The organism is Mesorhizobium calcicola, assembly GCF_042682105.1.
Taxonomy (GTDB): Bacteria; Pseudomonadota; Alphaproteobacteria; order Rhizobiales; family Rhizobiaceae; genus Mesorhizobium; species Mesorhizobium calcicola.
This window is the reverse complement of sequence record NZ_JBHUGY010000027.1, coordinates 235,648-255,831: the sequence shown is the minus strand read 5'-3', so window position 1 is coordinate 255,831 and position 20,184 is coordinate 235,648. Positions and strand designations below refer to the sequence as shown.

Annotated in this window: 18 protein-coding genes and 3 pseudogenes; 10 read left to right on the top strand and 11 right to left on the bottom strand. The window is 58.7% G+C overall.

Annotation, left to right across the window (positions count from 1 at the left end; genetic code table 11):
• Nucleotides 1-26: 26 nt before the first annotated feature.
• From tnpB to ACFSQT_RS18020, 3 genes and pseudogenes are all read right to left on the bottom strand, one after another.
• Nucleotides 27-371 carry an IS66 family insertion sequence element accessory protein TnpB gene (tnpB, locus tag ACFSQT_RS18030; protein ID WP_379020814.1) on the bottom strand — a complete coding sequence of 115 codons (345 nt, stop codon included), beginning with the start codon at nt 369-371 and terminating at the stop codon, nt 27-29.
• Nucleotides 368-754 carry a transposase gene (locus ACFSQT_RS18025; protein WP_379020812.1) on the bottom strand — a complete coding sequence of 129 codons (387 nt, stop codon included), beginning with the start codon at nt 752-754 and terminating at the stop codon, nt 368-370. The genes tnpB and ACFSQT_RS18025 overlap by 4 nt, the downstream gene beginning before the upstream one ends.
• A gap of 60 nt (nt 755-814) precedes the next feature.
• A pseudogene (locus ACFSQT_RS18020) lies at nt 815-1,301 on the bottom strand (IS6 family transposase); the annotation flags it as partial.
• 281 nt (nt 1,302-1,582) lie between these two features.
• On the opposite strand from ACFSQT_RS18020, the gene ehuB reads away from it, so the two are divergent.
• Genes ehuB through ACFSQT_RS18000 form a run of 4 tightly spaced genes read left to right on the top strand, consistent with a single transcriptional unit; the run spans nt 1,583 to nt 5,047 of the window.
• On the top strand, nt 1,583-2,458 hold the full coding sequence (gene ehuB, locus ACFSQT_RS18015) for an ectoine/hydroxyectoine ABC transporter substrate-binding protein EhuB (RefSeq protein ID WP_379020810.1): 876 nt from the start codon (nt 1,583-1,585) through the stop codon (nt 2,456-2,458).
• A 7-nt stretch (nt 2,459-2,465) separates the two neighbouring features.
• Nucleotides 2,466-3,137: an ectoine/hydroxyectoine ABC transporter permease subunit EhuC gene (gene ehuC, locus ACFSQT_RS18010; protein ID WP_379020808.1), complete on the top strand. Its 672-nt coding sequence runs from the start codon at nt 2,466-2,468 to the stop codon at nt 3,135-3,137.
• Nucleotides 3,127-3,780: an ectoine/hydroxyectoine ABC transporter permease subunit EhuD gene (gene ehuD, locus ACFSQT_RS18005; protein ID WP_379020806.1), complete on the top strand. Its 654-nt coding sequence runs from the start codon at nt 3,127-3,129 to the stop codon at nt 3,778-3,780. Before ehuC ends, ehuD begins: the two co-directional genes overlap by 11 nt.
• Nucleotides 3,764-5,047 (top strand): M24 family metallopeptidase, encoded by a 1,284-nt coding sequence (locus ACFSQT_RS18000; RefSeq protein WP_379020804.1) that lies wholly within the window; start codon nt 3,764-3,766, stop codon nt 5,045-5,047. Before ehuD ends, ACFSQT_RS18000 begins: the two co-directional genes overlap by 17 nt.
• Here the strand turns inward: ACFSQT_RS18000 and ACFSQT_RS17995 are convergent.
• Entirely contained in the window at nt 5,044-5,349 is a 306-nt protein-coding gene (locus tag ACFSQT_RS17995) for a LexA family protein (protein ID WP_379020802.1), read from the bottom strand. The two genes, ACFSQT_RS18000 and ACFSQT_RS17995, sit on opposite strands and share 4 nt — an antisense overlap.
• Nucleotides 5,350-5,394: 45 nt before the next feature.
• On the opposite strand from ACFSQT_RS17995, the gene ACFSQT_RS17990 reads away from it, so the two are divergent.
• Nucleotides 5,395-6,519 (top strand): IS630 family transposase, encoded by a 1,125-nt coding sequence (locus ACFSQT_RS17990; RefSeq protein WP_379020800.1) that lies wholly within the window; start codon nt 5,395-5,397, stop codon nt 6,517-6,519.
• Between the two features lie 128 nt (nt 6,520-6,647).
• Nucleotides 6,648-7,727, top strand: a complete 1,080-nt coding sequence (locus ACFSQT_RS17985; protein WP_379020798.1) for an IS5 family transposase — start codon at nt 6,648-6,650, stop codon at nt 7,725-7,727.
• 151 nt (nt 7,728-7,878) lie between these two features.
• Here the strand turns inward: ACFSQT_RS17985 and ACFSQT_RS17980 are convergent.
• Both ACFSQT_RS17980 and ACFSQT_RS17975 read right to left on the bottom strand, forming a co-directional pair.
• Nucleotides 7,879-8,073 (bottom strand): annotated as a pseudogene (locus ACFSQT_RS17980) (transposase); the annotation flags it as partial.
• A pseudogene (locus ACFSQT_RS17975) lies at nt 8,062-8,238 on the bottom strand (IS21 family transposase); the annotation flags it as partial. The pseudogenes ACFSQT_RS17975 and ACFSQT_RS17980, both read right to left, overlap by 12 nt.
• A gap of 135 nt (nt 8,239-8,373) precedes the next feature.
• Here ACFSQT_RS17975 and ACFSQT_RS17970 point away from each other — a divergent pair.
• The 4 genes from ACFSQT_RS17970 (at nt 8,374) to ACFSQT_RS17955 (ending at nt 13,039) form a co-directional block, all read left to right on the top strand.
• Nucleotides 8,374-9,381 (top strand): LysR family transcriptional regulator, encoded by a 1,008-nt coding sequence (locus ACFSQT_RS17970; RefSeq protein WP_379020796.1) that lies wholly within the window; start codon nt 8,374-8,376, stop codon nt 9,379-9,381.
• A gap of 105 nt (nt 9,382-9,486) precedes the next feature.
• Nucleotides 9,487-10,845 (top strand): diaminopimelate decarboxylase, encoded by a 1,359-nt coding sequence (lysA, locus tag ACFSQT_RS17965; protein ID WP_379020794.1) that lies wholly within the window; start codon nt 9,487-9,489, stop codon nt 10,843-10,845.
• A complete protein-coding gene (gene dapF, locus ACFSQT_RS17960; protein ID WP_379020792.1) occupies nt 10,842-11,738 on the top strand; it encodes a diaminopimelate epimerase in 897 nt (298 codons plus the stop codon). Before lysA ends, dapF begins: the two co-directional genes overlap by 4 nt.
• Before the next feature lie 50 nt (nt 11,739-11,788).
• Entirely contained in the window at nt 11,789-13,039 is a 1,251-nt protein-coding gene (locus ACFSQT_RS17955; RefSeq protein WP_379020790.1) for a sarcosine oxidase subunit beta family protein, read from the top strand.
• A gap of 90 nt (nt 13,040-13,129) precedes the next feature.
• On the opposite strand, the gene ACFSQT_RS17950 is transcribed toward ACFSQT_RS17955, so the two are convergent.
• The 5 genes from ACFSQT_RS17950 to ACFSQT_RS17930 all read right to left on the bottom strand — a co-directional run bounded on the left by ACFSQT_RS17950 (nt 13,130) and on the right by ACFSQT_RS17930 (nt 20,176).
• Nucleotides 13,130-16,105, bottom strand: coding sequence for a Tn3 family transposase (locus tag ACFSQT_RS17950; RefSeq protein WP_379020788.1), 2,976 nt, complete (start codon nt 16,103-16,105; stop codon nt 13,130-13,132).
• 432 nt (nt 16,106-16,537) lie between these two features.
• A complete protein-coding gene (locus ACFSQT_RS17945; protein WP_379020786.1) occupies nt 16,538-17,416 on the bottom strand; it encodes an SMP-30/gluconolactonase/LRE family protein in 879 nt (292 codons plus the stop codon).
• Nucleotides 17,417-18,550 carry a mandelate racemase/muconate lactonizing enzyme family protein gene (locus ACFSQT_RS17940; protein WP_379020784.1) on the bottom strand — a complete coding sequence of 378 codons (1,134 nt, stop codon included), beginning with the start codon at nt 18,548-18,550 and terminating at the stop codon, nt 17,417-17,419.
• Nucleotides 18,547-19,635, bottom strand: a complete 1,089-nt coding sequence (locus ACFSQT_RS17935) for an NAD(P)-dependent oxidoreductase (protein WP_379020951.1) — start codon at nt 19,633-19,635, stop codon at nt 18,547-18,549. Before ACFSQT_RS17935 ends, ACFSQT_RS17940 begins: the two co-directional genes overlap by 4 nt.
• Complete coding sequence (locus ACFSQT_RS17930; RefSeq protein WP_379020949.1) at nt 19,628-20,176, bottom strand: 2-phosphosulfolactate phosphatase; 549 nt, start codon at nt 20,174-20,176, stop codon at nt 19,628-19,630. The genes ACFSQT_RS17935 and ACFSQT_RS17930 overlap by 8 nt, the downstream gene beginning before the upstream one ends.
• Nucleotides 20,177-20,184: the final 8 nt, after the last annotated feature.

Here is a 20,184-nt window from a genome sequence, read left to right as displayed (position 1 = left end):
ATGATTCATCTTGCCGCAGGCCGGTTTCAGCCCGTCGATAACGGCCGCCGGACCCTGGCCGGACGGATCTTTTTCCAGTCCAGACCAGCCAGAAGCGCCATCAATTGCGAGTGGTCCAGACGCATGCGCGCGGCCGATATGCCTGGCCAGCAGAAGCTGTGCTCTTCCAACGTTTTCGAATAAAGGCAAACCCCGCTGCCGTCCCACCACACGATGCGAACCCGGTCCGCACGCTTCGAGCGGAATACGTGAAGCGCCCCGGAGAACGGGTCCAGGCCGCCATCCCTGACCAAAGCCATCAACGATGCCGCGCCCTTGCGGAAGTCGACCGGCTGGCACGACACGTAAACCACCACACCGGAAGCGATCATGCCTTGCGAACCGCGCGGATGATCCTCGCCAGGCGATCGGGATCAACATCGCCGCCGGCGCGCACCACTGCATCGCCAATGACGATTTCCACCGTGTCGCTGCCCACCGCTTCAAAGCGCGTGAACTTCGCCGGCTTGCTCGCTGCCTCCGTCAGTGGCGCAACCATGCCCGACGAAAGCGCCTTGCGGCGCCACGCATAGAGCTGCGAGGGGTCCAGCCCCTCGGAATGCGCAACCGCCGACACACTGCCCCCTGGCGAGAACGCTTCGGCGACAAGCCGTGCCTTCTCTTCGTCCGACCGATGGCGCGGCTTGCGCCGGGACGGCACAGGCTCCGCCGTCAAAATCTCGAATGTTCTATGATGGCTCATACTGTCGCTCACAGGATTCTCCGCATGATTCATGCTGAAAATGAGCGATCAACCGCCTGCACGCTACGTGGGGATGCCTACGCGCTTACGGTGTTCGACATTCGGCATGATCTGCCGCTGAGCGGCCCCGTAGGAACGTAACTTGTCGGTGATCATCCGCTTTGGTACGACGCCCTGCTTGGTCAGCAGCCTGGTCAGCAATCGCTTGGCCGCCTTGGTGTTGCGTCGGCTCTGGACGATCTCGTCGAGCACATAGCCGTCTTGATCGACGGCCCGCCACAACCAGTGTTTCTTGCCGGCGATGGTGATGGCCACCTCGTCCAGATGCCACACGTCGCCCCGGCTGGGCTGCTTGCGTCGGAGGCGACGGGCGTAGTCCGGGCCGAACTTCTTTGCCCAACGGCGGATCGTTTCGTAGGAGACGACAATGGCCGCGTTCCAGCAGCATTTCTTCGACAAGGCGCAGGCTCAGCGGAAACCGAAAGTAGAGCCAAACCGCATGGGCGATGATCTGCGGTGGGAAACGATGGCGCTTGTAGCTGATCGGCGAGGTGTTCATCCACCTGCGTCTGTCGCAATGTCTCCTCACAACCCGTTACCGTGACATCGCCGAAAAGCCTATTGGCCGCACTCATATCAAAAATGAAATATATGCAGAAAAATGTAATATTTGCAGATGTGTCACCTGCGCCGGATAATTAGCGACTGGAATGAAACGGAAGGAAACTTCACGGTGACCAGCGGTCGGGCATCAGCCACCTGCATAGATCCGGCAACCGCGATGGGAATTTCGCTTGCAGCGAATATCAATAAGTCAACTACAAAGAAAGGAACAGGGGAATGCCTAACGACGCAAAAATGCTTCGACGCAGTGCACTTGCGGCGGCTTTGCTACTGCCATCAATGTCCAGCGCAGGCGCGACGACTTCGCTCGAGAAAGCCAAGGAATCTGGCACCGTCGTTGTCGGAATCTCCAACGAGAAGCCGTACGGATATGTGGAGCCGGATGGGACCGTGACGGGAGTGATCGTCGAGGTTCTACGGGCGGCACTTGAACCCATTAAGATCAAAAAGATCGAGGCAAATGTCAGCCAGTTCTCGGCTCTGATACCAGGTGTTACCGCGCATCGCTTCGACGTCATCGGAGCCGGCATGTACATAACGCCGAAACGATGTCAGGCAATTGCGTTCAGCATCCCCATTACGCGCGTGGCGAATGTATTGGCAGCGAAGGCCGGCAACCCGCATAAAATTCACTCGCTGGAGGACATCGCCAAGTCCAGCTCCGTGAAAGTTGGCACGCAGGTCGGAACTGCCCAGGTTGACGACCTCCACAGAGCCGGTATCCCCGAGGACCACATCGTTCTATTCAACCGTGATACGGAAGCGATCGCCGGACTGAAGGCAGATCGGGTTGACGCCATCTACTATCCGGCCCTTGAGGTCAGCGATCTGATCAAGAAGTTCGGTGCGGGCGATGTCGAGCGTGTCGCACCTTACACGATTGCCAAGGACAACAATGGAAATCCAATGCTTAACTACCAGGCATTTGGTTTTAATAAGGACGACGCTGATTTAGTGACAGCCGTCAATGACGGCATCAAGCAGCTTCGCACTTCCGGACGGCTTTTCAAAATTCTCGAGCCGTACGGCTTTACCGAACAAGATCTTCCCGATCCTAGTGTAACCGCTGCGCAAATCTGTTCCGGATCCTGACCACACTATGGACGCACTGTTCTACAATGAACAACTCCTGCCCCTCCTCGTGCGAGGGGCAGGAGTAACGGTGCGATTGGCAGCAGAGTCCATCATCGCCACGCTTATTGTCTCTTTCGTCATAGGGATGGCAAGACGGTCCAGATCAATGTTCCTGCGGAAGGCAGCGTTCGTTTACGTCGAGTTCTTCCGCGGAACGTCCCTCTTGGTTCAGCTGTTCTTTCTCTATTTTATCCTTCCGCTCTACGGGATTCAGCTTTCCGCCGAGGTTACGGCGGTGATTGGCCTTGGCCTCAATCTCGGCTCTTATGGGTCTGAAATCGTGCGATCTGCTATCGAGAGCATCGATGCTGGACAGGTTGAGGCGGCTCGCAGTCTGTCGCTGCCGCATTGGATCACTTTTCGGAAAGTCGTGCTGCCTCAAGCCGTGATTATCATGCTTCCGAGTTTCGGAAATCTGGCAATCGAGATTGTAAAGGCGACTTCTCTCGTCTCACTGATAACTATCCCAGATCTGACATTCAACGGCCAGAGCCTTGTCTATTCGACTGGGCAGACATCTCTGATCTGGGCGGACGTTTTGGTTCTGTATCTCATTATCAATACACCATTGAACCTGCTCGTACTCTGGGCGGAGCGTAGGGCTGGTCGCTTTCGGGGGGCTAGTCGTGGAGTTTAACCTTCAATTCGCCCTGAGCATCCTTCCAGCGCTTTTAAAAGGCGCGGCTATCACGATCATCGCGACCTTTGGCGGCTTCGCGGGTGCTCTTCTGGGCGGCGGTGTGCTTGCATTATTTCATCGATCGGCTTTTATGCCGCTTAGAGTCGTTTCTATCGGGTTCATTTATTTTATCCGTAACACGCCGCTTTTAGTGCAGCTGTATTTCGTGTTTTACGTCCTGCCGGGCTTGGGGCTCACGATTGGAGCTCTCTGGTCTGGTATAATTGGACTATCGCTGCACTATTCAGCTTTCTTTTCTGAGGTCTACCGCGCTGGAATCGCTTCAGTTCCACGGGGACAGTTCGAGGCAGCAGACGCACTTGGGTTACACACGGGCAAAAAGTGGTTCCTTGTAATTGGCCCTCAAGCCATCACGCCGATCCTGCCAGTTTTAGGCAATTACCTCGTTGGAATGTTTAAGGAAACACCACTCTTGGCGGCGATTACTGTGGTTGAGCTATTCGGAGCGGCTCAAAATATTGCCGGCCAAACCTATCGATACAACGAACCATATACAATGGTTGCGCTGATCTTCCTCGCTATCAGCATCCCCTGTTCATTTATAATCAGAAGGCTCGAGTCTAATGCAAGCAAACGTTGATGTGGGCTACGGCCGCAACGCAGCCCAAAATGGCGCGCTAAATCGCGCGAGGGCCTCCGAACTGATGGACAAGGCAGGCTTAGACGCGCTCATTCTGTGTGAGCCAGAAGCAATCCGTTATGCGACCGGCGCCCCAATTGCCCCTGCCGCGCTGTTTCGACGCGCAGGCGCATGCTTTGCCCTGGTGCCACGGCAGCCGGACATTCCGCTAGGATTGGTCGTTCCAGACTACGATATTTCCTCCTTCGCCGAACATGCACCCGACGCTGTGCTGCGTTCTCACCCGACATGGATCGAACATGTGTCTATCGACGCCCAGTCGGTGGATGAGCCGCTGGAACAGCGACTTGAAGCAGCTCTCCGGTTGCTGAAACGGCCACAGGATTTCCGCCGACCGGAAACGTTCGATCTGGACTTTTCAGCAGGCGCTCTCTCAACCCTGATGGCGGACCTTGGTATTGACCGAGGAACTGTGGGTCTGGATCTTGCCTTCGTTCCCGCGGCCGACTTGCCGGTCATCGAGACCAAGCTGAGTCGGTTCACGATTGCTGATGGCACGCCCGTACTCGATCGGCTGAGGGCGATCAAATCTGACAAGGAGGTGGCGCTTCTTCAGACCGGGATAGAATATTCCGAAGCAGGTATGTCGCACATGTTGTCTAACGCATCCATCGGCATGACCACGACTGAACTGATCTCGCTCTACCGGACTGGGGTGAAGAATGCGTCGAACGGCACAAATTATACCGTCGAAACGAAAGAATTTGTGTTCGTGGGAGACCGGGAAAGGAGTGCTGCTGCTACGATAAGCACTGGTGACGCGGCCAAGGCCGACATGGTCTGCGCGGTAGATGGGTATGGTGCGGACATGTCCCGCAACTTTGTTTTTGGCCCTCCCACCTCTGATCAACAGCGGCTTCATGCTATTGTTGAGCGTGCCTTCGAATCCGGAGAGGCCGAGTTGTTCCCCGGGAACCTATTGGGGAAAGTGCATAAAATTGTAAGCGAAAGCCTTGCTAGAGAGGGGGTTCCATCCTACAGCCGCGGACATTTCGGCCACGGAGTCGGTAACTCAGTATTCTCCGAACAATGGCCCTTTATTTCGGCGGGAAGCCAGGTCGAAATCCAACCGGGGATGGTGCTCGCATTCGAGGTGCCGCTCTATGTTGACGGCGTTGCGCGTTTCAATCTGGAAGATCAGTTTCATATAACTGAAGGCGGCGCCGTCGCCATGAACCGCCTGCGCCGCGGCCTTACCGAGATCTAGTACCTCTGCACAGAGGATATGACGGGTTGGATGGGTTGCAGCGGCGGTAGGCCGTTGTGGTCGATGAGCAGTTCGATGCTTCGTGCAACACCAGGCTGCCTGCGGATCAGGCCTAAGCGCTCAAGGGTCAGCACCATCTGGTGGACTGAAGGCGGGGTGACGCCGAAATAGCGCTGCATGTCGCGTTCGGCCGGCGGCTGGCGGTTGACCTGCATATAAGCCCAGATGAAGGCGAGATACTGGCCCTGTTTGTCGGTGAATTGGGGGGCGTCCGGCGGCTGCCCGTCAAGTATTTGATTCATTTGTCGATTCATCCGGAACCTTGGCAATCGAAGGAGGCCTTCCGGATGAATGTACGCTATCGCGTCGATCTCGACCAACCCGAGCGTGATGAACTCACAGCGATGCTGGCAGGCGGCAGGCATCCGGCGCGCAAGCTCAAGCGGGCGCAAATCCTGCTCGCCGCCGATGCCGGCCTGGGTGATGAGGCCATTGCTGCGACAGTGGTGGTCGGCGGCTCCACCGTCTATCGCACCAAGCGCCGTTTCGTGGACATCGGTCTGGAGGCGGCGCTCAGAGAAGAGCCGCGCCCCGGCGCGGAGCGCAAGCTGACGGGCAGGGAGGAAGCCCTGCTGGTCGCCACGGCCTGCTCGAACCCGCCACCGGGCCGAGCCCGCTGGACGCTGGAGCTGCTGGCCGATGAGTTCGTCAAGTTGACCGAGCACGGACAGCTGTCGCGCGAGACGGTGCGCCGTCGCCTGGCCGAGAACGATCTCAAGCCCTGGCGCAAGGACATGTGGTGCATCCCCAAGGTCGACGCCGAGTATGTCGCGCGCATGGAGGACGTGCTCGACCTCTATGCCGAGGCACCGGACCCGAAGCGACCGGTGGTGTGCTTCGACGAAAGCCCGACCCAACTCATCGGCGAGGTGCGACAGCCGATCCCGGCCGAACCGGGCCGGCTTGAGCGGTATGACTGCGAGTACAAGCGCAACGGCACCGCCAACCTGTTCGTCTTCCTCGACGCACACCGATCCTGGCGCAAGGTGAAGGTCACCGATCGGCGCGCGGCAGACGACTTTGCCCACTGCATGCGCGATCTCGCCGATCTCCATTACCCGCAGGCCGAGCGCATCCGCGTCGTCCTCGACAATCTGTCGACCCACACGCCCGCCGCGCTTTACCAGAGCCTGCCGGCGTCAGAGGCGCGACGTATCCTCCGACGGTTGGAGTTCCATTACACGCCCAAGCACGCCAGTTGGCTCAACATGGTCGAGATCGAAATCGGCGTGCTGCGCAGCCAGTGCCTCGACCGCCGCATCGAAAGCCGCGCATGCCTCGTCGCCGAGGTCGCCGCTTGGGAACACCAGCGAAACGCCAGTGGCGCCCGCATCAATTGGATGTTCTCGACCGAGCAGGCCCGTCTCAAAATGGCCAAAACCTATCCAAAGCCAACCCCCAAAGAGTCATAATCTCTGTGCAGGGCTACTAGGGCGTAGTGACGATTTAACTATTTGAGCCAGGATGGAGGTCTCGAAAAACCTCCCCATTTTGACCGGTTTGTGATTCACTGCCGTTGCGATTTGGAAGGAGGGATTGGATGCGGGGACAGGCCGGGTTCTGGGATATCGATGAGCTCTATGCTCGGCTAAGCGAAGCCGGCGATCCCCTGGAGAAGTTGAACGCCGTTGTGCCGTGGGAGGTTTTCCGCAAGCCTTTGGCCAAGGTGCTGAAGCGCTCGGACGGCGCCAGGGGCGGTCGTCCTGCCTACGACCCGGTGATGATGTTCAAGATCATGGTGCTGCAGGCGCTCTACGGGCTGTCCGACGACCAGGCCGAGTTCCAGATCCAGGACCGGCTGTCCTTCATGCGCTTCCTCGGACTGGGGCTCGGCGACAGAGTGCCAGACGCCAAGACGATTTGGCTGTTTCGCGAGCATCTGACGCAGGCCTGCGCGGTGGAGAACCTGTTTGCCCGCTTCGACAAGCACCTCGCCAAGGCCGGCTATCTGGCGATGGGCGGGCAGATCGTCGACGCCACCATCGTGGCGGCGCCGAAGCAGCGCAACACCGACGCCGAGAAGGCCGACATCAAGGCGGGCAAGGTGCCGGACGCATGGAAGGAGAAGCCGGCCAAGCTGCGCCAGAAGGATCGCGATGCCCGCTGGACGGTGAAGTTCTCCAAGGCCAAGGTCGCCGAGGAGGGAAAGGCGCAGCAGCGCGACATCGCCATTCCCGCTTTCGGCTACAAGAACCATGCCGCCATCGACCGCCGGCACGGCTTCATCCGCGGCTGGAACGTCACGAGCGCATCCGCCTATGACGGCGCGCAGCTTCGCAACGTGCTCAACCGCGCCAATACCGGGTCTACGGTCTGGGCCGACACCGCCTATCGCTCGAAGAAGAACGAGGAGTGGCTCGACCGGAACGGATATGTCTCCGAAATCCACCACAAGAAGCCGAAGGGCCGGCCTATGAGCGAAGCGACGTCGCGGGCCAACGGCCGGCGCTCAAAGACCCGAGCCTTCGTCGAGCACGTCTTCGCCCGTCAGAAGGCGCAGATGAAACTCTTCATCCGCACGATCGGCATCGCCCGCGCCAGGACCAAGATCGGCCTGACGAACCTCGCCTACAATCTGATGCGCTACGTCTGGCACCAGGGGCGAACTGCGCCTGCATGACGCCAAAAGCGGCGGAAAACGCCGCCGCGACGCCAAACTCGGCACCCAGCATCAACCTCAACGACCAAAACCGAAGCCACTTCCCGCCATCAGCCCGGGCCGAACCGCTTTGCCGCCCCACAGGTCTCGGAAATGCCGTAGTTCGAGGTGCCCAGATTGCGATGGCGGCGAGTTTGACGAAGCCCATGAAGTTGGCGAGCAATTTGTCGTACCGGGTTGCGACGCGCCTGAACTGCTTGAGTTTGCTGAAGAAGCGTTCGATCCGATTTCGCTCCTTGTAGAGATCGTGGTCGTAAGGCCGCTGGACCTTGCGATTGCGCTTGGGCGGGATGACGATCTCGGCGCCGTTGCGAGCATTCACGCGGCTGCCGATCTCGTCGACAAAGCGACGGTAGGCTACCAGGCCGTCGAAATCGCTCGATCCCCGCATCAGCAGCGCGTCATTGATCGCCCGCTTGAGATGGCCGTGCGGGCCGTTGATGGAGCCGTTCTCATGTGCGATGCTTCGATTGCGGAAGCAGCCTCGGCGGTTTCAAAGCGTAAAGCTCGAAATGGCGTGTCCGTTGAGCTTTCGCGCTTCCCAACATGATGTGACTGCCCCCACCGCCGAAGACGTCAGGGACGGTCGTCGCATCGCCAAATGCGAATGGCGGAGGCCTTCGTCGGAACGACCTTTTTTATTCAAAAATGTGTCATATTTGAAGTAATATATTTCATATCTGATATGGAGAATTGCATGCCAATAACCTTGCGCCACGTTGAGGTTTTTCATGCGATCATGACCGCTGGCAGCCTGACGAAAGCGGCAGAGTTCATGCGCACCTCGCAGCCCACATTAAGCCGTGAGCTTGCCACGCTTGAACGACTGCTTGACTTAAAGCTGTTCGAAAGACGTTCCCGGCGCCTGTTTGCGACAGAGAAGGCGTTGACCTTGCACGCAGAGGTCAAGCGTTCGTATTTCGGGCTTGAGCAATTGATGCATGCCGCAGAAGCTATTCGCGACAATACTAATCAGTCCGTCCTTATCGGATGCCTCCCGCTATTTTCACTGACGCTCATGCCGCGCGTCTGCCGCCGTCTCCTCGAATCCGAACCATCCTCCCGCATCGGGCTCTACCCGGTCGAGCAAGCGAGCCTCATGAGGGACCTGCTCGCCCTGCGCTACGAACTCGCTGTGATAGAGGTCGGTGTGCCGGTGGATGGAGTGGAGATCGGGGAGGTGACGGCGGGCGAGGAAGTCTGTGTGCTGCCGTTTGGACATCCGCTTGCTGCGCGGGCGGTGATCGCTCCGGGCGATCTTGATGACCAAACGCTGATTAGCTACTCCTCCACCGACCCCTATCGCGCGCGTTTCCAAAGATTGTTCCCCGATCCTGGCTCTTTTCGTAACATCCGTGTTGAGGTGCCAATGGCGGATGCTATCTGCTCGCTCGTCCAGCAGGGCGTAGGTGTGGGGCTGGTAAACCCTTTCAGTGCCCACGCCTACAGAGGCCGGGGCGTAATCGTGCGCCCGCTGTCGATTTCGATCCCCTTCGTGGTCGGCATCTGTCGTCCACGAGGGCGGCCGATCAGCACGTTGGCTGCCAACGCGGCTTCGCTTATAGCGGAGGAATGTCGCCTTATGGCCGAAGAGTTCGCAAAACCCGGAACCTAGAACAATGTTTTATATCAGAACTGAATAAACCAGCGAAAAAATGTGCATTTTTCATCCCATGATGCCTGTGGAATGATGTCCTCTACTGCATGGAAGAGGCATTCTATGGCGCGTGAGAAAGACATCGGTCGGTCCGAGCTTGGAGACATTGCACGGCGTTCCAAGCACACAGTTGGCCTATCCCCCGTCGGTGGGGCCATTCAGCTGGAGGCGGTCGATCTGGAGAAGCTTGCCGCGAGCCTCGGCACGCCTGTTTACGTGTATTCGAGCGCGGCGATAGCGGAGGCCTACCGATCTTTTAAGATCGCTGTCGGCGAAGACGTCTCAATATGCTACGCCGTAAAGGCCAACGGCAACCTGTCCATCCTGGCGCAACTGGCGCAACTCGGGTGCGGGATGGACATCGTTTCCGGAGGCGAGTTGGAACGGGCGCTAGCCGTGGGCGTGCCCCCCCTACGTATCATCTTCTCCGGGGTCGGCAAGACGCGTGAAGAAATCGCATGGGCGCTCGATACAGGCATTCATCAGTTTAACGTGGAGTCCGCGAGCGAGCTTGATCTCATCGCTTGCGTCGCCGAAGGTCGCAATGTTCGCGCTCCGGTCGCGCTGCGCGTCAATCCGGATGTCGATGCTCTGTCCCACAGTAAGATTTCGACTGGACGTAAGGGCGACAAGTTCGGCATCGCTCTAGAGCAGGCAACGGCGCTCTATGCACGCGTGGCGGCCTCGCCTTTCCTCGAACCGGTTGGGTTGGCCGTACATATCGGGTCGCAGGTTATGCATCTGGAGCCTTATCGACGCGCCTATGCTCGAATTGCGGGGCTGACAGAGGAACTTCGTGCCACCGGGTTGCCGGTGCATCGACTGGATCTCGGCGGAGGCCTTGGTATCTCTTATGGCCATGGTACGCCGCCCGACCTGGGCAGCTATGCGGGCGTCGTTCGCGATACGGTCGGTCACTTGTGCGCGGAACTCACAGTCGAGCCTGGCCGCCGGCTAGTGGGCGAGGCTGGAGTTCTGCTTACCCAGGTACTCTATATCAAGCCGGCCGAAGATGCCGATATAGTCGTCGTGGATGCCGGTATGAACGATCTTGCACGGCCTGCGCTCTACGAGGCCCTGCATCCCGTGACCATGCTGCGCCCACGCGGCGGCCCGACGCGTCCGTGCCGCATCGTAGGACCGGTTTGCGAAAGCGCTGATGCCTTCGGTCTCTATACGCATCTTCCAGCACTCATGCCGGGTGATCGCATTGCCTTCCTGTCGGCGGGCGCCTACGGCGCTGCAATGGCATCGACCTATAATGCTCGGCCTCTCGTAGCCGAAGTCCTGGTGGATGGTAGCCGCTACGCGATTATCAGGCGGCGCCAGACCGTTGCCGAGATGATGGCGCTCGAAGCTGATTCAAGATGGCGCGATATGAAATCAAACGACGACTCTGATCTGGGGGCGGTAAGTACATGACGCCGAGCCACACCGCGTTTTTCAGGGAGCCCTGGTCGTTCAACCCCACGTTCGAAATCCCGTTCATCAAGATGCACGGTGTGCGCAATGCGTTCGTGATTCTAGACGGACGCGAACACATGCGACACCTGCGAAGCCCTGATATTGAGCGGATTTGTGATGCACATGCCGGGGTCGGAGCTGACGAGTTGCTTGTCCTAGAGCCCCCTACCAAAGCTGGGCAAGCCGCGGGAGCTGCCGCGTTCATGCGAATTTTCAACATAGATGGCCGAGAAGTCGGTGCTTGCGGGAACGCCGCCCGTTGCGTCGCCTACCTGCTCATGAACGAAGCGCGCGCCAACGAGGTCCGAATCGAAACGGCCGCGGGTGTGCTGGCATGCCGTGATGGCGGGCCGATGACCGTCAGCGTGGAGCTGGGGCCCATAAGCTTGGATTGGCGGCGTGTGCCCCTGTCTCAGCCAGCTGACACACTGGACTTGCCGCTGATCTCGGGCCCGCTTGCCAACGGTGTAGCCGTAAACGTTGGCAATCCGCATGCGGTGTTCTTCGTATCTTCTCTCGCCAATGTAGACCTCCCCACGCACGGGCCCGCAATCCAGACCCATCCATTGTTCGCCGAGGGCGCCAACGTCGGCGCGGCAGAAATTGTGGACGAGTACACGATCAGACTCGCCGTATGGGAGCGGCCGGGGATCCTGACACAGGCTTGTGGAACGGGTGCGTACGCTGCGGTATTCGCGGCGCATCAACGAAATTTGGTCAAGGGCAGCAAGGTCACAGTGCACCTGCCTGGCGGCGTTATGACCGTAGCGATTGACGGCGACATGGCGACAATGACCGGTCCGGTGTCGTTCTGCTACCGTGGCTACGTATCTCCTAGCAGTGGGAATTGATCCACTATTGCGGGCCCAAAAGCCTAATACTGTCAAAAGGAATTCGGGAGATGAAATTCTCAGGCTTCCGCGTATTTGCCGAAGCGCTCAAAGGGAACACTGGATGGCGCCCTCTTTGGCGTAATCCGGAGCCCAAATCAGACTATGACTATGTGGTCGTCGGGGGAGGCGGTCACGGTCTAGCGACCGCTTACTATCTGGCCAAGACGTTCGGGCAGTCCCGTATCGCTGTGCTGGAGAAGGGCTGGTTGGGATCGGGGAATATTGGCCGCAACACGACCATTATCCGTTCAAATTATCTGCTTCCCGGCAACGAGCCATTCTACGAATTTTCGATGAAGCTCTGGGAAGGACTGGAGCAGGAACTCAACTTCAACGCGATGGTCTCTCAACGCGGAGTCATCAACCTTCTTCACTCGGATTCGCAGCGCGATTCATTTCGACGCCGCGCAAACGCGGTTATCCTCGCCGGAGCTGACGCGCGTCTGTTGAGCCGCGAAGATTTGCGCGCGATGGTTCCCTTTCTGAACTTCGAGAATGCGCGCTTTCCAATCCGTGGCGCTTTATTGCAGCCGCGCGGGGGAACGGCGCGGCACGATGGCGTGGCGTGGGGATACGCCCGTGGCGCCGACCTGCGTGGTGTGGACCTGATCCAGAACTGCGAGGTGACAGGTTTCCGGATTGTCGATGGCAAAATCCGCGGTGTCGAGACCTCGCGGGGCTATATTGGTGCCGGTAAGGTTGGCGTCGCAGTGGCGGGATCTTCGGGCCGGGTGATGGCGATGGCGGGGATGCGGCTTCCAATGGAAAGCCATGTGTTGCAGGCCTACGTCTCAGAAGGCTTAAAGCCGATACTTCCTGGCGTCATCACCTTCGGGGCGGGACATTTCTACATCAGCCAGTCGGACAAGGGCGGCCTGGTCTTCGGTGGCGATATCGACGGCTATAATTCCTACGCCCAGCGGGGCAATCTTCCGGTGGTCGAGCATGCGGCTGAATGCGGCTTGGCGCTGATGCCGATGATCGGACGTGCGCGACTGCTGCGGATGTGGGGCGGCCTGATGGATATGTCGATGGACGGCTCACCGATCATTGATCGCACGAACATCGAAGGCCTCTTTTTCAACGGCGGCTGGTGCATTGGTGGATTCAAGGCGACCCCAGCCAGCGGTTACTCTTTCGCCCATCTTCTTGCGACCGGCTCCCCTCATGAGACCGCGCGCGCTTACCGACTCGATCGGTTCTCACGCGGATATGTAATTGATGAAACCGGCACCGGGGCGCACCCCAACCTGCATTGAGGACAGCCTAATGCTAATTCCCCATCCAATTCTGGGGTCGGAACAAGAACTGCTCAAAATCGTACGCTAAAGTCGAACGGATCATGAACATCATGCGACACGCTTTAGCCCCACCGGAAGGCGCAGTGTCCTAAAGCCTTCCGGCAGATGCTGCTCGCTGTCCCAGGTGTAGATGCCGGTCAGGTTGATGTGCTCCCAGCTGAGTGGGGAGATGTGCTTCAGCAGCATCTCGGGGATGTTTTTGCCCGCCATTTTCAAGTGTGTGACAGCCCGATCAAGATAGACCGTATTCCAGTGTACGATCGCACTAACGACGAGGTTGAGGCCGGAGGCGCGGAACGCTTGGCTTTCGAACGATCGGTCACGGATTTCACCACGCTCATGGAAAAACACCGCGCGTTTGAGCTTGTGCGCAGCCTCACCTTTGTTGAGTCCGGCTTGGCAGCGCCGGCGCAATGTCGGGCTCGAGTACCATTCGATCATGAAGAGAGACCGCTCAATACGACCCAGTTCCCGCAGCGCCCTGGCGAGCTGACCTTCTTTTGGCGATGCCGAAAGCTTCTTCAGGATGGTCGACGGCACGACGGATCGCGTCGTGATCGACGCCGCGAGATGAAGCAGATCGTCCCAGTGGTCGAGGATGAGCGTGGTGTTGATCGGTGCTCCGATGTGGTTCGACAGCGCCGGGTATGCATCGCCTTTCTCGAACGTGTGGAACTTCCGATCCTTGAGGTTGCGTAACCGAGGTGCGAAGCGTTTGCCGATCAAGGCGAACAATCCGAAGACGTGATCGCTGGCGCCGCCGGTGTCCGTGAAGTGCTCCTGAATGTCGAGGATCGTGTCCTGATCGAACAGCCCGTCGAGCACATAGGCAGCTTCGCTCTCAGTCGGACTGATCGGCAGGATGCTGAAGTAGCCGTACTGGTCGGACAGATGACTGTAGAATTTCGAACCGGGCTCACTGCCGTAATGTAGATTGATATCTCCGCGCTTTGCGGCTCGGTCGCTTGCTCGGAAGAATTGGCCATCAGATGATGACGTCGTGCCGTTGCCCCAAAGGCGAGAATGCGGATGGCGGGTGTGTGCGTCCGTCACGCAGGCCTGGGCTGCGCGGTAGGTCTCTGACCGGGCGTGGAAGGTACGCATCCAGCTGATCTGGTGAGCGCTGATGCCTTTGGACGCGCTGGCCATCCGTTTCGGACCGAGGTTGGTCGCATCGGCGAGTACGCCAGCCAGCATTGCCGAGACATTCCTCGGAGTGTCACCCGTGCGAACATGCGTGAAGCAATCGGCAAAGCCGGTCCATTCGTGCACTTCCCTCAGGAGGTCCGGCACCTCGATCAACGGATAGAGTTCACTGATCTCGGCGTTAAGATCCTCAGCTTCCACGGGCACCTCACCAGCGGTTGGCGTAACGATCAACGTGCCGGCTTCCAGACGAACACCTTCGAGCTTTCCGGATCGTGCTCTATGCGCCAGCCGCTTCAGGTTGAAGTCGAGCATCTGTCGCGCTTCCGCGAGCCAGGCCGCACCGTCACCCTGAACGCCAAGTCCGAGCCTATCCTGCTCCTTCATTGTGGTGAACGTTGACCGCGGCATCAGATGCTCGTCGATTGGTCGGAAGGATCGACTGCCGTCGACCCATATGTCCGCCGACCGAAGTCGATCTCGTAAAGCCGCGAGCGTTGCGATTTCATAGAGACGACGATCCGGCTTCTCCTGTCCAAGAATGAGCTTGCGATCGGCTTGGCTGAGGTGAGTTATGGGGACACGTTCCGGCAGCGCTCGGCGCTTCTCGGCATAGAGCCGTCTCAGCAACGCAGTCGCCGCAAGAAGCGGATCGTGGCGGCGAGCTGAGCGGAACGTGAACGCCTGCAGGAACGCACCGGCATATTTGTTGACAGTCGCATATTGCTCGGCCGCTAAGGTCAATGGCGACGCCTCGTTGTCCTCGACCATCGACTCAAGCTCAGGCTTCATCCGGAGCAGCCGGTGCCATCCAACTTCTTGATCGAGAACCTCCAATGCGTTCCGGCCATAGTCATTGGCGGACTGCAGGGCTGTGATTGTGTCGAGGAACATGCGCAGCGCCTTGGCGGTATCCGGCCTGCAGTCTATGTGTCGCTGTTTCTTGCGGTTACTGGCTTGCGAAAACAGTCGACCCATCAGCTTGATAAACATCGACACTGCATCGTCGGTGAGCTTCTGGCCGAGTTTGATGACCTGTGCCACGATCAGCGCGTGCCGGCGACTCGCGTTGAAGTCGTTGGCCAGCCATGCCGGCGTGGCGTTGCCCTCACGGATCATCTGCTCCCACCGTCCCGATGATATGCGAGCCTGCAATTTCGGATCGATCTCCAGCGTCCGCAAGAATGCAATCCGTTCAGTCAGTCCGACCAGGTTGGATGCACCCGGCGCTTCTGGCGCCGATCGCAGCCAATGAAAGCGCGTCTGGCCGATGGCCGGGTCAACCTCCAACAGTTTATCCAATGATTGAAGCTTATCGACCGAAATTTCTTCGATGAGCACTCTCTCTGCCCGCCGACGAGCAATCGAGCGGCCCGCGAGCCCTATTCGCTCGATTGTCTCGGTCACCGGAAGTAGGGAACCGCGTTCCCGAAAAGACGCGGCGATGGCTTTCGCAATCCCGACGCTGTCGTCGGACATCGTTGCCGCCTGAATCGCAGCCAGTAGCGCCGCTCGACGGTTCTCCCCCGTTGCGCTCTTCGTATCGAGATACATCATCAAGCGCGCGGCGTGGTCGCGACGGGTTTCTTCACGGCGCGCATAGAGCGCGAACGACCCGAGGTCGGCGCCGACCTGATCGGCAACATACTTCAGCATTGCGCGAGGCGGAGTCTCTCCGGCGGCGAGCACTCTGCCTGGGTGGCGCATCAGGCAAAGCTGAACAGCAAAGCCGAGCTGATTGTGTTCTCGCCTGCGAAGGCCAATCTCAAGCCTGTCAGCCGATGACAGCGAATAGTGTCGGATGAGGCTGTCCTCATCGGTAGGCACACTGAAAAGTTTTTGCCGATCTTGATCTTTGAGAAGCTTCCGTCTGCGCATCGCCCGACTCCATCACAATACTCGATGGAACGATGTCAAACTGGGGGGCACATACGTCAGCCGTGGCTACGCTATCCACAGAGATCAAGTGCAATGCGGCCGATATCGCACTCGGGTTCTTGCTCCGTTCGCCCTTAGCGTACGATTTTGAGCAGTTCTTGTTCCGACCCCTTTCCGGACGTTTGAAGAGGAGGTGCAGTATGAATCGGTCGTTGTAAATCCACCAATGGCGCGCTCCGCGATCAGGTTGTCGGGCTCGAGCTGGCCATCGTAGAGGAAGTGGTTGAACGCTGCGCAATTGGCTGGAATTTCCGCAAGAGCCGGAGAGCCGCTGAAGATCGGTGTCATGCACTGTCCCTCAGTTCACCGCTACGAAGCCCGATTTCGCTCCGCCCGCGCCGGCCGAGTTGGCCGCCTCGTTCTCTTGGGAAGCTAAACTCTACAACTGAAGGGCGGTCGGCCCGCCTGACCGACCTCAACGCAGAATAGGTTGCCGGACTCGGGAAATCGAAGAAGCTCGTCAGATGATTGCCTGATCCGTCGTGAAGTTATGAACAGCGTTTTCAGACTTTCGCCGCCAAGTGCCACACAGGTTGGCGCCATACTCGGTATATCGACGCGATCTGTCAGGTGACCGTTTCGATCAATACGAACGACACAGCCGCCTCGTAGCCTGGCGCTCCAGTAGCCCCCTTCAATGTCCACAGTGGCGCCATCAGGCGATCCCGGAGCGATGTTCGGGCCTGCCAGTGGCTCCATCTCGGCAAGACCCGCAAAACGCGGAGCGAGTGCGAAACGTCGGATTGTGCCCTCCGCGGTGTCGGTAAAGTACATGATCTGGCCGTCGGGCGAAAATTCCAATCCGTTGGCGGCCGCTACCCCACTCAAGAGCGTAACGACCTCGCCATTGGGCGCAATGCGATATAGGCCTCCAGTTCGCTCACGGCCTAGTTCATTGTATGTGCCAAAGACGATTCCACCGTAGGGATCGATAGCGGCGTCGTTGATACGGGTTTGCGGGAGGTGCGGCTCAATTTCGGCGACTTGTGAGAAGTCGGTGAAGGTGGGATCAGTGACAGCTATCGACTTAGGAAAGCCGAGCACGAAGCCACCACGCGCCCGTGGAAAGACGAACGCCGCACGATCAGGAAGTTGCCGCAAAGCCCCAGCTTTCCCGTGGTCGTCCCAGCGAAAAACGCACTTTCCTTCAATGTCAGTCCACCAAAGGCTATGATCCAACGCGCTCCAGTAGCATCCTTCGCCCAGGAGGTTGTTGCAATCGAACGCCGTGCTGGCGTGATGAATACGCATTTACTTTGCGCTCTGCATGTTCCGAGTCCGGAGTTCAGCCGGATCGATAGCGAAGGGTTCGAGTTTCTCGTCGTCGAACGTGACGCCGTGTCCGGGTGTTTCAAATGGAAAGGCTACACCGTTCTCAAGGCGAAGTTCCGTCTGAAGTACACCCATTTCCGAGAAGCTTCCGCCGTGCACGCATTCGAGGATGTCCGCGTTGTCGATCGCACACATCATGGCGACGGACAGTTCGGACATGTAGTGGGGCGCCATGGTGCGGTGAAAGGACGCTGACACATTGGCGATCTTCAGCCATTCGCTGATACCTCCGACGCGGCACACGTCCGCCTGGACGACATCTACGGCGTTGGCCTGGAGATAATCGGCAAACTGATGCCGCGTATATAGGCTTTCGCCGACCGCAATGGGCAGCGCTATGAAGCCGCGTAAGTCGGCGTGCCCGCGAATGTCCTCGGCATGAAGAGGCTCTTCGATCCAGCCAAGATCGAAACCCGCGAGTTTCTGCAGGCGGATCATGCAGTCGGCGACATTCCAGCGCTGATTGGCATCGACGAACAGTCGTCGCGTGGGACCGATCAGTTTCTTCACGGCTACGATACGATCAAGATCTTCTTCGGCGTTCTCCCGACCGACCTTGATCTTCACCGCCTTGTGGCCCGCTGCCAAGAATCCATCGACCTGGTTGAGTAGAGCGTCACTGTCGAGGAAGAGGTCTATGCCGCTGCCATAGGTGGGGATGCTGTCACGCCGCGCACCGAGCAGACGGAATAATGGAACGTCGTACCACTTGGCCGCAATATCCCATAGGGCGATGTCGATCGCGCCCAATGCAAGGGTGTTGATGCCCCCGGTGCCGCTGCGATGCAATTGGCCATAGAGGAACGACCAAAGCCGTTCAATCTGTCGCGGATCTTGTCCAACAAGCATCGTTCGGCAATAATCATCGATCAGGGCGAGGATGGCGCTTCCGCCGATTCCTGTCGTGTAGGCAAAGCCCTCGCCAATGATTGCAGCGTCTGTGGTTACGCGGGTGACGATGAATTCCAGGTTCGCGACGCGGTGTGTGGCGTCCTCCCAGGAGACCGTCGGCGGGATGTGATAGAGACGCGAGGCGACATCGATGATTTTCAAGGCGCGGTCCTTCCAGCCATCGTGAGAACTTCGGGGTTCGATAGATTGCCGGGTTTGCCGGCCAAGAGCCGCTGCAGATTTTGCACAATGCTCCGGGTGTGACGTACGCGCATTTCTTCGGTCCATGCGGCAATGTGAGGCGTCGCAAGGACGCGCGGATGAGTAACAAGCGGATCCCTAGCCGAAGGCGGCTCCGTGTCAAAGACGTCTAGCGCGGCACCAGCGATCCGTTCGCGATCCAAGGCTCGTAGTAGCGCGCCAGTGTCGATAAGGCCTGCCCGACCGGTGTTGATGAGATACGCGCCGCGCCGCATCCGATCGAGCTCATCTGCGCCGATCATGCGGCGCGTTTGCGTGCTGAGCCGCGCGTGCAACGTCACGATCGCCGAGCGTGCCAGAAGTTGGTCGAGTGAGACCGGTTCGACCCCGAGGGTTCTTAGCTCGGCGCTGTCGACATAAGGATCATGGACGACAATCCTCATGCCAAAGCCGGAAAACTTTTCAGCGACGACACGACCGATTGCCCCAAAGCCGATGATACCGAGTGTGCGACCATGCAGTTCGATCCCCGTGAATGCGAGTTGGGGAGAATCCGCGCCGCGACCCCATACCGTGCCACGATAAAAATCCTCCCCGGCGTCGAAGTCAGGGGAGCGGGACCTAATCCATGCACTGGCAGGGATAAGGCGCCGAGTAAGACCCAGCGCGAGCGCCACCGTGAACTCAGCAACCCCGTGATCCGTCCGCCCGACAGTGTGCAGGACGGCGATCCCTCTCGCCGTAGCGGCCGCCACATCGATGTTCGCTTGCGGAGCCGAGCGCACTGATAGGATGGCGCGAAGATGAGGTGCGGCAGCCAGCAGTTCCTCGTCAAAGCACTCGTATCCCGCTAACATGACCTCCGCATCAGCAACTGCGTCCATTAGCTGCTTGCGATCACAGAACCACTCGCCGGCTGCCCAGCCGAGCAATTTGAGTTCGCTCATTTCGCGGAGCGAGGCGATGCCTTCCGGGCTGAGATCTGCCGTAGCCAGGACGCGAGGTCGGCCACTGATCAATCTGATGGCGTCTGCGCTACTAGGCATCGAGGAGATAAACCGGATGGTCACAAATTTTGTGCTGCGCGTTGACGACAGGAACGATCTTCGATTCGTTGGTGCGTGCACAGAACTCCACGTCATGCTGTCGAAAATTGCCAATAAAACGTCGCCCGGTCATTGAGCTCAGCAACACCGTCGCGGCGCTATTTTGTGAGATTGTGAAACCACGAGCAAGCGACGCGGAGTCGTCGAGTTCGACTGCGTCATCATTCGCAAGTTCACAGAACCGGGAAACGATCATTCCGGCGCAATAGCTATCTTCAATCGCGATACGTGAGTTGCGCAGTTGGCCGGAGCAGATAATCGTGATGTGTGCATTGCGCCATGACGCTTCAGCGAGAGCGCGCCGGGCAACCGCATCTAGATTTCGCAACGAACCCAGGAGTATTAGAGCTGCGCCTTCGCGCACTGCTGTGAGAATTGCTGGCGTGCCATTGGCGGTTGCCAGCATCGAAAAGCGGCCTGATAGATCGAGTCCGGACAGCAAGTACGGCGAGGGCTCATAATCGAATCCGGGGGGGGTGATCCATCATC